This window comes from Westiellopsis prolifica IICB1 (assembly GCF_004323185.1).
GTDB lineage: Bacteria > Cyanobacteriota > Cyanobacteriia > Cyanobacteriales > Nostocaceae > Pelatocladus > Pelatocladus prolificus_A.
This window is the reverse complement of record NZ_NAPS01000001.1, coordinates 2,857,309-2,871,262: the sequence shown is the minus strand read 5'-3', so window position 1 is coordinate 2,871,262 and position 13,954 is coordinate 2,857,309. Positions and strand designations below refer to the sequence as shown.

The 13,954-nt window shown below is 40.3% G+C and carries 13 protein-coding genes and 1 tRNA gene; 9 read left to right on the top strand and 5 right to left on the bottom strand.

Annotated elements, in window-relative coordinates:
• Positions 1–481 precede the first annotated feature (481 nt).
• Positions 482–1,129, bottom strand: coding sequence for a tRNA (guanosine(46)-N7)-methyltransferase TrmB (gene trmB / locus B4U84_RS11890; protein WP_131118045.1), 648 nt, complete (start codon positions 1,127–1,129; stop codon positions 482–484).
• A 364-nt stretch (positions 1,130–1,493) separates the two neighbouring features.
• Between trmB and B4U84_RS11885 the strand changes: the two genes are divergently transcribed.
• Complete coding sequence (locus B4U84_RS11885) at positions 1,494–2,600, top strand: metallophosphoesterase family protein (protein WP_017313120.1); 1,107 nt, start codon at positions 1,494–1,496, stop codon at positions 2,598–2,600.
• A gap of 184 nt (positions 2,601–2,784) precedes the next feature.
• Here the strand turns inward: B4U84_RS11885 and B4U84_RS11880 are convergent, their stop codons facing one another.
• Entirely contained in the window at positions 2,785–4,002 is a 1,218-nt protein-coding gene (locus tag B4U84_RS11880) for an FIST signal transduction protein (RefSeq protein WP_131118042.1), read from the bottom strand.
• Between the two features lie 364 nt (positions 4,003–4,366).
• Between B4U84_RS11880 and B4U84_RS11875 the strand changes: the two genes are divergently transcribed.
• The 3 genes from B4U84_RS11875 to B4U84_RS11865 all read left to right on the top strand — a co-directional run bounded on the left by B4U84_RS11875 (position 4,367) and on the right by B4U84_RS11865 (position 6,588).
• Positions 4,367–4,588, top strand: a complete 222-nt coding sequence (locus tag B4U84_RS11875) for a Calvin cycle protein CP12 (RefSeq protein WP_017313122.1) — start codon at positions 4,367–4,369, stop codon at positions 4,586–4,588.
• A 524-nt stretch (positions 4,589–5,112) separates the two neighbouring features.
• Entirely contained in the window at positions 5,113–5,709 is a 597-nt protein-coding gene (locus tag B4U84_RS11870; protein ID WP_017313123.1) for a DUF3177 family protein, read from the top strand.
• Positions 5,710–6,249: 540 nt separating this feature from the next.
• Complete coding sequence (locus tag B4U84_RS11865) at positions 6,250–6,588, top strand: KGG domain-containing protein (RefSeq protein ID WP_131118039.1); 339 nt, start codon at positions 6,250–6,252, stop codon at positions 6,586–6,588.
• A gap of 567 nt (positions 6,589–7,155) precedes the next feature.
• Here the strand turns inward: B4U84_RS11865 and B4U84_RS11855 are convergent.
• Positions 7,156–7,236, bottom strand: a tRNA-Leu gene (locus B4U84_RS11855).
• A gap of 474 nt (positions 7,237–7,710) precedes the next feature.
• Between B4U84_RS11855 and accC the strand changes: the two genes are divergently transcribed.
• The gene (gene accC / locus B4U84_RS11850; RefSeq protein ID WP_131118036.1) at positions 7,711–9,054 is read left to right on the top strand and encodes an acetyl-CoA carboxylase biotin carboxylase subunit; all 1,344 of its coding nucleotides are present in this window, start codon (positions 7,711–7,713) and stop codon (positions 9,052–9,054) included.
• A 226-nt stretch (positions 9,055–9,280) separates the two neighbouring features.
• On the opposite strand, the gene B4U84_RS11845 is transcribed toward accC, so the two are convergent.
• Positions 9,281–9,568, bottom strand: a complete 288-nt coding sequence (locus B4U84_RS11845; RefSeq protein ID WP_016863985.1) for a YggT family protein — start codon at positions 9,566–9,568, stop codon at positions 9,281–9,283.
• 279 nt (positions 9,569–9,847) lie between these two features.
• Positions 9,848–11,185 (bottom strand): NAD(P)/FAD-dependent oxidoreductase, encoded by a 1,338-nt coding sequence (locus tag B4U84_RS11840; protein ID WP_017313126.1) that lies wholly within the window; start codon positions 11,183–11,185, stop codon positions 9,848–9,850.
• A 261-nt stretch (positions 11,186–11,446) separates the two neighbouring features.
• Here B4U84_RS11840 and psbX point away from each other — a divergent pair, with 261 nt between their 5' ends.
• The 4 genes from psbX to B4U84_RS11820 all read left to right on the top strand — a co-directional run bounded on the left by psbX (position 11,447) and on the right by B4U84_RS11820 (position 13,936).
• Positions 11,447–11,566, top strand: coding sequence for a photosystem II reaction center X protein (gene psbX, locus B4U84_RS11835; RefSeq protein WP_026082138.1), 120 nt, complete (start codon positions 11,447–11,449; stop codon positions 11,564–11,566).
• 207 nt (positions 11,567–11,773) lie between these two features.
• Complete coding sequence (locus B4U84_RS11830) at positions 11,774–12,706, top strand: Ycf66 family protein (RefSeq protein WP_131118033.1); 933 nt, start codon at positions 11,774–11,776, stop codon at positions 12,704–12,706.
• Positions 12,707–12,768: 62 nt separating this feature from the next.
• A complete protein-coding gene (locus tag B4U84_RS11825; RefSeq protein ID WP_017313128.1) occupies positions 12,769–13,329 on the top strand; it encodes a TolB family protein in 561 nt (186 codons plus the stop codon).
• A gap of 91 nt (positions 13,330–13,420) precedes the next feature.
• Positions 13,421–13,936, top strand: a complete 516-nt coding sequence (locus B4U84_RS11820) for a TolB family protein (RefSeq protein ID WP_131118030.1) — start codon at positions 13,421–13,423, stop codon at positions 13,934–13,936.
• Positions 13,937–13,954 lie beyond the last annotated feature (18 nt).

Here is a 13,954-nt window from a genome sequence, read left to right as displayed (position 1 = left end):
CCAATACGGTTCGGATAAGACAAATCGATTGGCATTTAAATCCTGTAGAGACGCGATATATCGCGTCTCTACATATCCAAAATTATGACGAAAAATTCTTAACCGAACCGTATTGCGTGTCTACCCACTTATCTTTGATCACAAAAATAGTTTCATCTATAGAAAAGATGAAAGCATTTGCAAAAAACGTTAGAATTTTTCTTATGAACATACCTACATATATAATAAAAATTAAAGCATTTGAATTAAAATTTTAATGTTTCTTATGAAGGCTGTCTAATTAATAGGAATTATTAAAGCATAGGTAAAAAAGCTTTAACGTTTCTTATGAATAAAACAATATTTACACAAAAGTGAAAGCGGTGCTGCAAAGCAGCCGCTACGCGATCGCAAAGATTAAACTTAACCTGAATTCGACAAATTTGATGAGCCACAACATCTCGCCCTCAAATAAATAACTGGCTCATAGCCAAAACCCATTTCAAGTGGAATAACTCACTCTTGTGAATACAGCCCGATATACAGGTTCGCCCTTTTTCAGAGTAGCTGTTTCCCTTTCTGTGGAGACTGGGAGGGGATTTTCTGTTAACCATTCTCCCAAACCTTGTCTTTGAAAACTAGGATGAGCAGCAAAGCGATCGCACATTTCTATTGCGATAAACTCTACATCCGATTGTAAAAATACCATTCCTCCTGGAATCAGATAATCTGATAATTCTGCAACTAGTTCCGGTTGTACTACTCGCCGTTTTGCATGACGATTTTTAAACCAAGGATCAGGAAATTGAATACTAACACGCTGCAAGCTTCCTGGGGGGAGAGTTGATAAAAGCGATCGCAAAGAATTGTTGACGTTACAAAATAAATAGTGCAAATTTTGCAGTTCTAACTCATCCCGCAGTCTATTTGCTTGATTTACCAAAGGTTCACGAATTTCTAAACCCAAAAAATTCCAACTTGGTTCTATCTGCGCTAATTGTAATAAAAATTGTCCCCTGGCACAGCCAATATCTAAATGCAGTGGTTGATTTGGCTGGAAATAGACTTTTTCCCAGTCTAAAGGATTAGCAGATGCTTGATACTTGTTTGCTAGGGGATTGACATGCTGACGGACTCGAACGCGTACCAAAAAAATCTCCTTAATTCTTGATTATTTATTACTTGTTGGCATTTGTTAGTTTTTTATCAGATTTTTTGTTCTTTTTCTTGGTTTTTGGTTTGTATCAAGAACATCTATTTTAACCATGAATAATTCTTATTGTGACAGAAATTCTCTTTTTTAATGATGCATTAGCTTGAAATTATCCTAATAATACAGGCTCTTATAAATAATTTGCTTTCTGAAGTTAATCTTCATTATGTTTTCCAAACAACAAATTTTAAATATGTACAAATATTAAGTGGGATCATTGCTACGCAAGTCTAGGAGGCAGAGGTTATACTTTATTTTAAAAGGATTTTTAAACGTTGTTTTTACAATAATCTTTACTTCAATGATTCCCAATTTTCGCTTTGCCATCGTCAGCGACTTACATATTGCCCTTCCCCATACAATCTGGAATCATCCCAGTCGTTTTCATTTGGTGGAAGTCAGTGTTTCAGGATTTGAAAGTGTATTAGAACATCTAACACAGTTAGATTTAGACTTTATTTTACTACCTGGAGATTTAACTCAGCACGGTGAACCAGAGAACCATGCTTGGTTAGCACAACGCTTGGCAAAATTGCCTTTTCCTGCCTACGTTGTTCCTGGTAATCACGATGTTCCTGTTTTCAAAGCTAATGAGCAATCAATTGCATTTGCGGATTTCCCTTCTTACTATGGTAAATTTGGTTACACAGATTCCAGGCAACCTTACTATACCTGTCAGGTATTACCAGGAGTCAGACTCATTGGTCTAAATTCTAACTTGTTCAATGACCAGGAAGAGCAAATAGGACGTTTGGATATTGAACAACTGCGATGGTTAGAAGAAGTGCTAGCTGCAAGTGGTGATGAATTAGTACTGGTGATGATACACCACAATGTTGTGGAACACTTGCCTAATCAATCACGGCATCCAATGGCAAATCGTTATATGCTAGAAAATGCTGGAGAATTATTATCCCTGTTGCGACGCTATGGAGTCAGGTTAGTATTTACAGGACATTTGCATGTTCAGGATGTAGCATACTCTCAGGGAATATACGACATTACCACTGGTTCTTTAGTCAGCTATCCTCATCCTTATAGGGTACTAGAGTTTCGTAATGATCACTACGGCAGGCAATGGTTGCAGATGTTGTCCTATCGAGTCGAGTCAGTCCCAGATTTCCCGAATTTGCAATACAGTTCACGCAAATGGATGGGCGATCGCAGTTTTCCCTTTTTAATGAAATTTTTGACCTTACCTCCTTTGAGCCTACCATTAGAGCAAGCTCAAGAACTAGCCCCCACTCTGCGAGACTTTTGGGCTAATGTTGCCAATGGAGACGCATTATTTGACGGTTCCCACTTTCCGCCAGAAGTAAGCCGCTATTTTGAAAAATACGGTGCGATCGCCACTTGTGGTACACCTACACTCATTGATAATCACAGTACTTTGTTGGTTAGTCATTAGTCATTAGTCATTTGTCATTTGTCATGAGATAGGAAACAGGGAACAGGGAACGGGAAACAGGAAACAGGAAACAGGAAACAGGAAACAGGAAACAGGAAACAGGGAACAGGAAACAGGGAGATAAACTAACGATCATCCCCTTTCCCCTTTCCCCTTTCCCCGATCCCCAATCCCCAATCCCCAATCAGCCATTCTCTAAAGATCGGCAAATTCCAAAGACAGAAGTATAACCATGCAAAAACGTCCGATCGCCAACAGGGCCGATTTCGCCAGCGCAGAAAAAGCCCCCCAGGGGAATATCATTGAGGTAACGCTGAAATAGCTGGGAATCAAAGTTGGGTTTGCCATATAGCCCTTCGCCTCGCCCCAAACAGGAAAACATTAATGCACCAGCAGCAGCAGGTTGGGATTGTTGTTCTTTTTGATAACGTTCTAGCAGAAATTCCAAGTCCTCCGCGGAAGCTTCAGCGTCTCGGAGGTGAAATTGTAGACGCTGGCCGGGACGAACGTAATCACCAATCGCGATCGCTCCTCCTGAAGGATCTACCCCCAAAATCTCGCGAATCAAAAAGTCTCCCTGTTGCAAACAAGGCTTAAATTCATCCATTGCTAGACCGACAAATAAGGAATTTTGCGCCAGTGTTCGGTCTTCCTCGCTCAAACTAGCAATTAAATCTCGCAGTATTGAAAGTGGTGCTTGTTCGTCTAATTCTAAAATGATGTTGCGATCGCCTTTTGTCACTTGGTATGGTTGCCCAATAGGGCGACATCCTTGAGCCACTATTGTTTCTAAAACAATATTGCCACTTAACGCTACCCCAACCGTTCCTTCTTGATACAAACGACCATTACAAAAAAGTGCAATCCGACCACCCATTACGCCACTACTTGCTTGACCACCAACTTTCCTAGAGCCTGGATACGCATAATCCAATCCCTGTAATAAATCGTTGATTCCAGAAGAGAAAGAAGCAGACAGCAAAATAAAATGAGATGTTGGTGAAGATGGTACACCAATCAAATCGATCCAAGAGTTTGGTGGTCCATCCAAGTCGGGTAATTGTTCGGCAACAACATGAAAAGCTTTGACATCCACTCCAGGCAGATGAGCTAAACTCAGGCTTAATGCTGGTTCTGCTTCCAATTCTTGGGTGTGTCCAGCCAAACTAGTGCCAATGACACCACCACCACTACAGCCAATCAGCACAGGAACTGAAAGTTGTTCTGCTAAAAGAGGTAACAGTCGCGAATACTCACTTGTAAAAGCAGACGAAATGAATACCAGCCCTAAATCCGCAGGTGCTGATAAGGAAGAAGTTGTGCGTTGTACCACCTCTGCAACAGCTGCTTCTAAAGAGGGACGGGTTGACTGGGCATTTACCCACTGCATTTGGTCTGCCATGAATTTTACGCTTTTCTACAATCCGGCTAATAGTTTTTTATTTTTTATCTTGGAAAACATGAAATTGCATCCCAAAATCAGGTGAATTTAGCTTTTGATTAAATTCTATAAACTTAGAATTGCTACTACCATTACATCTATCTAAAGATAATTGTATGATCTTCTAGGTGTATGCTTGGTAAAATATTAAGAGAAATAGATTATAAGACAACTTGTCCTGTTAATTGCTGTACTTTGTTATAAAGTAACAATCAACAGTACTAAAGTGGTAGCTATATGGCTAGAATAGTGTGGAATAGTGCAAAAAAAGCCCTTTCCGTACTTTTTCTATACTGGTATTAATAACACACAGCAAATTAGAACTATGACAGACATCCACAACAGAATCGAAGAAGAAGTTAAAGAAGCTCGCGCTGTCTGCGATGTTTCCGGTAGCAATTCCGCTGAATGTGCTGCTGCTTGGGATGCAGTAGAAGAATTACAAGCAGAAGCTTCTCACCAAAAGCAATCTAAGCAAAAAACTCCTTTTGAGAAGTACTGTGATGATAACCCCGAAGCTGATGAATGTCGTATTTATGAGGACTAACAATCAATTCGGTGAGTGGATCTAAAAATATTAACCAACAAGCAACAAAGATCTATTCGCTAATATTTTGTACTTTCAGTTTTTTCTCGCACAATCTTATAAGTACCTTGTGTCCTATCTGAAAAAACAGGTATGGTACGCACTAGGTGTAACTAATATTTTCCTATTATTAGGGAAAACCTTAAAGATTGACGTTTTTTGAGAAAACATTGAACAATAGTTCCGCCGCACATTCTTATTCCATGATTCTCATGGGCGGAGTTAGCGGCGGAATTATTGATTGGCAATATTTTATTGAAATAACTTTTTATCGATAAGTCAAGTTAGCGATTGTAGAGACGCGATGAATCGCGTCTAATAATAAGGTGGATATTAGCTCAGACTAAGAGCATTAAGAGGTAGCATTTAGATAGATTATAACCTTAGTTTTTTAATTAAGCTATCAGCTATTATTTATAAGATTATTGGTTAACTATTAGTTGTATATTCTCTAAGTAAAATAATTTATCACTTGTGGAAATACTATGGAAAAAGAAGTTTGGTTTCGCCCTTTTGTTTGGATGGATTACAGACTAGCTGTATTATTTACAGTGATCATTCCTTTAATTCTGCTGATTTGGGCGTTTGTGCAGAAAGCTGAGGGAATACAACGCTTGTTAGTGATTTACTGGCGAGTATCTAGTCTTTTGGCTCTTACCATTTATTTAATGATTGCTCAATATCCAGTCAGTTTTATCTCTGGATTTTTGGCTCGTATCCTAATACCAATTTCCCTATGGTTCTGGGTGGATCTTAATGATGAAATTGAGTATCAATCTAGTGGACCGTTAAAGCTGACTTTTACTTCTTGGCGCTGGGCGACAACTCTTTATTGTATTCTCGGTTCACTTGCTTTTATACCTTTTTTGGGTTGTGCTTTTTCTGAAAATATTAGCAATAATCCCAATTGTCATGTCTGGTTTGAAGCACCCTTGGTATTTAAAGAATGGTTCCATCCTAAAACTAGTGCAGGCTTTCTTGGCTTTCTTGGCATTCTTGGTTTGATAATTTACGTAGTTTATCTGAGCTATTTTGTCTTAGTAAAATTGGGTAAGCAAGGACGTTCAGCTACACAACAGTAATTTAGTAAATCGGCACAAATAAAGCTATAGCAAATATCCCCGACTTTTGGAAAAAGTCGGGGATATTGTTTTTCACAAATGATTTATACCATTTGACAAAAAATCTGATACAAATACAGACCCTGTACCAGACGCGATATATCGCGTCTCTACAAAAAAATATGTTTCACTTTTAAAGGAAATTGGTATTAGGAGCGCTATAGATGAGATTGCTTTTGTATGCAAATATCAAGGTAATTTATCTCCCGATTGATAGATGTTATTAGGGTTAAGATAAAATCAATATATATTAATATTTTATTTACTTGTAATTTTTTTTAAAATAGAATCTTTTTTTCAGTTTAGTACTCTAACTATAGAATTATTTTTTGTAATAAAAAATATGTTTTTGGGGCAACAAAATACTCTGTTAGAAAGAGGATGAGAACATGTTGTATTTGTAAATTAGACACAGAATCAAGAGCTATTGATGGACTCTTTAGATTCTTTAAAACTGCCTTTTTTGACAATAATAAAAGCGAAGAAAAACGGAGAATTACTATGTCAGATACAAGCAAACGTGGATTTGCATCCATGGATGAAGATAAGCAGCGTGAAATTGCTAGTAAAGGCGGAAAAGCTGCTCACGAAAAAGGAACTGCACACGAATTCACGTCTGAAGAAGCTAGAGAAGCTGGTCGTAAAGGTGGAGAAACTACAAGTCAAGACCGAGAATTCATGGCAGAGATTGGTCGAGAAGGTGGTAAGCACTCCCACAGAAGCGATCGCAATCAGAACGACGAGAACGACGAGAACGAGGAGGAAGAAGGAAAAGGTACTCAAGGTGGTAGTCATGAACAGCATGTAAAAGCTGGAAAGCAAAGCCACAAGAACAAATAAAGCCGATTACCCATAGACTCCAGAAATCACCTGAGCGGATTTTAATTTGTAGAGACGCAAAATTTTGCGTCTCTATAATTTTATGTTTTTTAGAGTTTATTTACGTGACGTACTCCACACACTCCCCGAAGGAGTGAGTGTGGGCTTCTCAATGACTCTTCTATGAAGACATTACTTGAGCTTTGAGGGCGTGCGTCCCACGCGCCTTTATGTTTATAGCAGCATTCAAATCTCTGCACAAACTTGTATGGCATAAGTAGAACGGCGTAAATATTTGTAGTTGGGGTAAGGCAGGAGGCAGGGAGGGTGTAGGAGGCAGAAGGGAAGAGGGTTTTAGCCTAATTTATCTTTCTTAACATAGTTTTGTTTTTTCCCACCGACTTACTTAGTTGTTTTGAGCGTTTAGGCGACGTTTGACGGTCGCAGGGAGAGTTTTACTCTGTCCGTAGAATCGAGCGAGTATGCACGACCTGAGAGTGTCAAAAACATTAAAACCCACTTAAAGCAAGTGGGTTTTAACTATTAGCCCGCGCTTGAGTCGCGGCGGGATTTTTAAGTTAAAAAATATGCGGATGGCGAGACTCGAACTCGCAAGGCAAAGCCACACGCCCCTCAAACGTGCGCGTATACCAATTCCGCCACATCCGCAAGGTTGCACTAAGGATTAAATATAGCACAACAAAATCATTATAGTGGAGTCATAATTAAATTTTTCATAAATTTAAGACTCTGTATGTACAAAATTTTGACCCTTGACCCATTAGACTGTCATAAATATGGCATTTTAAGGCAGTCCCAATGAAAAAATTTCACCGCCAGCCATGATTACCTATATCCCTACACCCACTTTCAAGTGACAAAGTCTGAGTGTAGGGTGTAAACGTCCTATGGGTGGCTTTTCGCAGATACAGTAAACAATTATCAGACCTATGCTGAGAGACTTAAACTCAATAAATCAAACAGATAACTGTTAACTCCTGTCATAATTTTTAAATCAGGCGAAAGCGCTGTCTTGAACTAGCCGGGAGAAAATGTCAACCAAAGGCTGAATTGTCAATATCTATCCTTTACACTTGGTGACTTCTTTAGTCAATCTACTTAACTTATATCGACACTACAAAGATGAAGTTTGAAAAAATATTAATCGCTAATCGGGGAGAAATCGCACTTCGCATTCTCCGGGCTTGTGAAGAAATGGGAATAGCAACTGTGGCGGTACACTCTACCGTTGATCGGAATGCGCTCCATGTCCAACTAGCCGATGAAGCTGTTTGCATTGGCGAAGCTGCTAGTAGTAAAAGTTATCTAAATATTCCTAACATTATTGCCGCAGCCTTGACACGTAATGCTACCGCTATTCATCCTGGCTATGGTTTTTTGGCAGAAAATGCCCGGTTTGCAGAAATTTGTGCAGACCACCATATTGCTTTTATTGGCCCTTCTCCAGAAGCAATTCGGTTGATGGGAGATAAATCTACAGCCAAAGAAACCATGCAAAAAGCAGGAGTTCCAACAGTCCCAGGTAGCGATGGGTTGTTAGAATCAGACAAAGAAGGATTGGCGATCGCAAGAAAAATCGGCTACCCCGTGATGATTAAAGCCACTGCTGGTGGTGGTGGTCGGGGTATGCGTTTAGTGCGTTCAGAAAGCGAATTTATCAAATGTTTTCAAGCAGCCCAAGGCGAAGCAGGAGCCGCATTTGGTAATTCTGGGGTTTATTTAGAAAAATTTATTGAGCGTCCGCGTCACATTGAATTTCAAATTTTGGCGGATAATTACGGAAACGTGATCCATTTGGGTGAACGGGATTGCTCTATTCAACGTCGCAATCAAAAATTACTGGAAGAAGCCCCTAGTCCTGCTCTTGACCCAGAACTACGCTCAAAAATGGGGCAAGCAGCCGTGAAAGCAGCCCAGTTTATCGATTATACTGGCGCCGGAACTATCGAATTTCTCTTAGATAGATCCGGTGAATTTTACTTTATGGAAATGAATACCCGCATTCAAGTGGAACATCCTGTGACAGAAATGATTACAGGGGTAGACTTGCTTGTTGAACAAATCCGTGTAGCTCAAGGAGAAAGACTAAAACTTACTCAAGACCAAGTGGTTTTACGAGGTCATGCGATCGAATGTCGGATTAACGCTGAAGATCCCGACCACGATTTTCGTCCTGCTCCTGGTAGAATCAGTGGCTATCTCCCACCCGGAGGTCCTGGTGTCCGCATAGATTCTCATGTCTACACCGACTATCAAATTCCCCCTTATTATGATTCTCTGATTGGTAAACTAATTGTCTGGGGACAAGACCGTCCTACAGCCATTAACCGCATGAAACGAGCGCTGCAAGAGTGTGCAATCACAGGACTACCAACTACTATCAGTTTTCACCAAAAAATTATGGAAAACCCACACTTTTTGCAGGGTAATGTTTATACCAGTTTTATACAAGACATGCAAGGCTAGAAGGTAATTCAGTTATCAGTTATCAGTTATCAAATTATATATAAGCTGTTATGCATTTAAATTGTATATTTTGCGATCAGGTTGTCAAAAGTCAAGAGTCCAGAGTCAAAGACTAGCTTGGACTTTGGACTGTTGACCCTGGACAGTCCTAACGCAAGAATATTTAATCTAAGCGCACATCAGCTTATTTACTGTTAACTGTTAACTGATTTCTAGCTACCAAGATTTATCGAGACATCATGATCAGCAGTCCTTGCTGACCAAGAAGAATTTCTCTAATAAAACTAAAGATTCCAACCCAAATAATCGGTGTAATGTCAACCCCACCAATGGGTGGAACTAACTTCCGCATTGGTATCAAAAAAGGCTCCGTTGGCCAAGCTACTAAATTAAAAGGCAAACGATTTAGGTCTATTTGGGGATACCAAGTTAGAACTATACGAAAAATAAACAAAAGTGTCATCAATCCCAGTCCTAGACCGAGAATCCAAGCTGTAAGGTTAACACCAGTCATGATACGAGTTTCTCACTCTCTACAATAAACAAAAAACCGGCACACTTATAAATTTTGAAGCTTTGTAAAGCTTACTTAATTATTATTATTTTAGCTAAATGCTATCATCCATCCGTACATATGACTTATACCGATTCAATTAATGATTGCAACACATCCTTAGTTTAAGACGCGATGAATCACAATCCTTAGTTTAAGACGCGATTCATCGCGTCTCTACAATAGGGTCTATTTGTCCATTCTTTTTTCAAATTGGTATCAGGAGGGTGAATTCTGGGCTTAGGCATCCAGTAAACGACTGCTACTGTTAACTGTTTTTGTTTCTGTAAAAGCTTCTCGACCTGTAATCAATCTAGAGCGACGATTACGAGTGATATAGTTCCACGCCCACTGAAATACTACTAGCATTTTAGTGTCAAACTCGATTAAGAAGTAGATATGAACTACTAGCCAAAATACCCAAGCTAAGAAACCTGTAAGTTTGATGAAGCCTAAATCTACAACAGCTAAATTTTGCCCAATCATTGCCAAACTACCCACATTGTTGTAATGAAATGGTGGTAAAGTTTGATCTTTAAGCCGTCGTTGAATGAGTTTAGCTACATACTCTCCTTGTTGTTTAGCTACGGGTGCAACACCAGCTAAGGGTTTACCATCTTGATGGGAGAAGTTGGCTAAATCTCCAATGACAAAAATGTTTTTATAACCCCTGATAGTCAAGTCCGGTTCTACAATCACACGTCCAGCGTGGTCACATTCTACATCGGTACGTTCTGCTAGGATTTGTCCCATTGCGGAACCTTTGACACCTGCTGCCCACAATATAGTTTGTGAGGGAATTTCTTTAACTTCACCTGCTTGCTTGAAAGTAACGATGTCATTTTCAATGTTTGTCACCCTGGTGTTAGTGTGAATCAGCACACCTAACTTTTGCAAGGATACTGTTGCTTCTTGCGATAAATCTGGTGCCATGTGTGGGAGGATGCGATCGCTGCCTTGCAATAGTAAAATTTTGGTTTCTGAGGTGTCGATGTTGCGAAAATCTTCTTTAAGGGTTTTGTATGCCAACTCGGCGATCGCACCTGCCAATTCTACACCGGTAGCCCCACCGCCCACAATCACAAAAGTCAACCAAGCACGGCGTTTTTCGGGGTCTGTTTCTTTTTCTGCTGCTTCAAATGCACCAAATATCCGACGGCGCATTTCTATGGCATCTTCAACAGTTTTTAAGCCAGGAGCAAAGTCTTTCCAGTTATCCTTACCAAAATAGGAATGGTTAGCGCCTGTAGCAACAATTAATGTATCGTAAGGTACTACGCGATCGCCCATTTTAACTTGTTGGGCTTTGGGATCAATATCATTTACTTCTCCCAGCAACACTTGTGTATTCTTGCTTTTGCTGAATACAGCTCGCAATGGTGAGGAAATATCGCCCGGTGAGAGGGTACCTGTTGCAACTTGATATAAAAGTGGCTGAAATAGATGGAAGTTACGTTTATCAATGAGAGTAACATTTACATTCGCTTTTGCAAGATGTTTGGCTGTATATAGTCCACCAAAGCCACCACCGACGATTACTACCTGATGAGGTGCATTATTCTCAAGTGCAACGCCCATAAGAAACATTTCCTTGTGTTAAGAGAGTTTAACTTTTCTTAACAAAAGTTGTAACAGCATTATGGGGCAGATTGCCGCTTATTTGAAACAATTTAAAAAATCATGAAAGTAGTCAAAACAACTACCCACAACCAGGGTAGGAAAATATGATTCCTCCTTACACCCCTAAACCCATTTTCAAGACAGTCTCTGTCTTATTAACCCAAGGGTGTAATAGACTATTAAAATTAAGGTAAAGTGTGTAAAAAAAGGTTGAAAAGTATGACGCCTTCTTTAGCAAATTTTCTTTGGAGCCTGCTCTGGGGTAGTGTAATTGTCGTTGTCCCTATTACAGTGGGATTGATTTTTATTAGCCAAAAAGATAAGATCCAACGTTCTTAATAATTCCTACGGAATTTAGTTTGATTCTCAAAACCAGTAGCTTTTTAGCTTTGGGTAATTTGTAGAGACGCGATTGGCAAGGCGTACGGTTGTAAACAGCACGGCGCAGCCTTTAATGTCGCGTCTCTACAATATATTTAGTGACTTGTTAAAGTAGAGATTTAAATACCAACTCGCTAACATAGATTTGATATTAGGAAAAAAACAATGGTAACTTTTTGGCTGAACTCAGCCAGTGTTCTGGCTCAAGTCAATTTTGGGGCGAACTCAGCCAGTCTTCTAGGAATTTTCCTGGCGATCGCTGGGGCTGCTTTGTATTTTCTCCGCACAGTACGTCCAGAACTCTCGCGAGATCAAGATATCTTTTTTGCTGCTGTAGGCTTGCTCTGCGGCTTTATTTTGATTTTCCAAGGATGGCGTCTAGACCCGATTCTACAATTTGGTCAGCTACTTTTGGTAGGCTCAACAGTATTTTTTGCGGTGGAAAGTATTCGACTGCGGGGTATTGCAACTCAGCAGGCTAAACGTAACACTCCCATCGTAGATGATGAGCGAGAAGTTAGTAGTCGGTATCAGTATCGGAAAAAATCTCCCTACAAAGCTGAGGTGGATGCAGAATTAGATTCCCTACCTTACGATGAAGAATATGAAGATGAACGTCCACGTCCTCGAATACCAGGTAGTAGAGAAAACCGTTCATCACGTGGAGATTACGGAGATTACTATGAAGATGAACCCCGTCGTTTAGAACGTCGCAGTACTAGTGACAGATCAGAACCCAGCGACAGAACAAACCGTCGGCGTAGTAGTTCGCGTCCAACTAGTCGGACTAGCGATCGCCCAGAAGATGATTGGGGTACTACCTCTTCTAAAACAGTTGATGATTGGGATACGCCAACAACCAGAGAAAGAAGACCTTCTCGACGTGGAACTAATGGTTCGTTCCGACCTGAAAACCGCGGTGATGATATCACAGACAGCACACCCAAACCACCCAGAAGACGCCGCCCGCCAACCAACACAGAATCTCGACCTGAACGTCAAGATGATGATGTCATCTCTACTGATTATGTAGAATACAAGCCGAGTAATCGTTCAGAAGGCCCATCAGATAATTCAGTGGATTTCGATGATGTTTAATTGACACTCTCCTCTTATAAACTAAGGTGGAGGTTGCAAAAAAATCATAAAAAATAGTTAAGGTGAAAAAATTTACACCTAGATTTTGGCTCCAACGAAATTGTGTTTGGAGTCTGATTTTTGGTTTAACAGGTTTGCTTGTAGCCTGTAGTCCTGACAATATTCCCATTGGCTCGACCTCTCTCAACAGTCGCTACACTGAGGAGCAACCGAGCTTAAGTGGAAATGGTCGTATTTTAGCCTTTGTATCAACCCGTAATGGCACTCATCAGATCTTGCTATACGACTTACAACAGCAAACTTTTTTACGTACATCGCGCTTAAATCGACCAGGGACAATAGTTGAAAGTCCCAGTCTCAGCTATAACGGGCGCTACATAGCCTACATTACCAGTGACCAGGGTAGGCCTGTTGTAGCACTTTATGATCGCGCTACGCAACAGTCGCAAATTCTCACCCCCACCTATAGAGGTTGGGTGAGAAATCCCAATATTAGCCCAGATGGACGTTATGTAGTTTTTGAAACAGCTAGCCGTGGTCAGTGGGACGTGGAAGTACTAGACCGAGGCCCAGAAATTGAGTTGGATATTCCTAACGGTGCGGCTGTTGCTCCTCTACCATAGAGGATGTGGGCATTGGGCATTGGGCATTGGGCATTGGGCATTGGGCATTGGGATTGGAAATAATCAGCAAATGACAAATGACAAATGACAAATGACTAAATATATATTTATTCCTATACTTACATTATTAACTGGCTGTGTTGGTTATCCCCGCCTTTTGAGTTACCCTTTCGATCCTGGTGGTAGGAGTCTCAATAGTCCTGCTTCAGAATTAACACCGCAAATTTCTGGAAGATATGTTGTTTATACTTCTGATCGGCGGGGTAGCCAAGATGTATACATGTTTGATATGGTGACTCGCAATTTAATTGATGTACCTGGTTTAAATGCTTTTGATGCGATCGCCTCTCATCCCAGTATTTCTGATGATGGTCGTAGTATAGTTTTTGCTGCTTCTCGTCAAGGTCGAACAGCCATCTTTTTATATGACCGAGAAACAAGACAATCACGCAATTTGACTGTTAACTTGCAAGCAGAAGTTCGCAACCCGACAATCAGTGCCGATGGTACCAGAATTGCTTTTGAATATAGTAACAATGGACAATGGGATATTTTAGTCTACAACCGTTCTGGGCAGCCTTTAACTATACCTCAAGATCCAAGGTAGGGAAGGGATCGGGGATCG

Excerpts from the sequence above, each read along its gene's own strand:
- B4U84_RS11885 (WP_017313120.1), top strand. The coding sequence starts at position 1,494 with ATGATTCCCAATTTTCGCTTTGCCATCGTCAGCGACTTACATATTGCC.
- B4U84_RS11880 (WP_131118042.1), bottom strand. The coding sequence starts at position 4,002 with ATGGCAGACCAAATGCAGTGGGTAAATGCCCAGTCAACCCGTCCCTCT.
- B4U84_RS11875 (WP_017313122.1), top strand. The coding sequence starts at position 4,367 with ATGACAGACATCCACAACAGAATCGAAGAAGAAGTTAAAGAAGCTCGC.
- B4U84_RS11870 (WP_017313123.1), top strand. The coding sequence starts at position 5,113 with ATGGAAAAAGAAGTTTGGTTTCGCCCTTTTGTTTGGATGGATTACAGA.
- B4U84_RS11865 (WP_131118039.1), top strand. The coding sequence starts at position 6,250 with ATGTCAGATACAAGCAAACGTGGATTTGCATCCATGGATGAAGATAAG.
- accC (WP_131118036.1), top strand. The coding sequence starts at position 7,711 with ATGAAGTTTGAAAAAATATTAATCGCTAATCGGGGAGAAATCGCACTT.
- B4U84_RS11845 (WP_016863985.1), bottom strand. The coding sequence starts at position 9,568 with ATGACTGGTGTTAACCTTACAGCTTGGATTCTCGGTCTAGGACTGGGA.
- B4U84_RS11840 (WP_017313126.1), bottom strand. The coding sequence starts at position 11,185 with ATGGGCGTTGCACTTGAGAATAATGCACCTCATCAGGTAGTAATCGTC.
- psbX (WP_026082138.1), top strand. The coding sequence starts at position 11,447 with ATGACGCCTTCTTTAGCAAATTTTCTTTGGAGCCTGCTCTGGGGTAGT.
- B4U84_RS11830 (WP_131118033.1), top strand. The coding sequence starts at position 11,774 with ATGGTAACTTTTTGGCTGAACTCAGCCAGTGTTCTGGCTCAAGTCAAT.
- B4U84_RS11820 (WP_131118030.1), top strand. The coding sequence starts at position 13,421 with ATGACTAAATATATATTTATTCCTATACTTACATTATTAACTGGCTGT.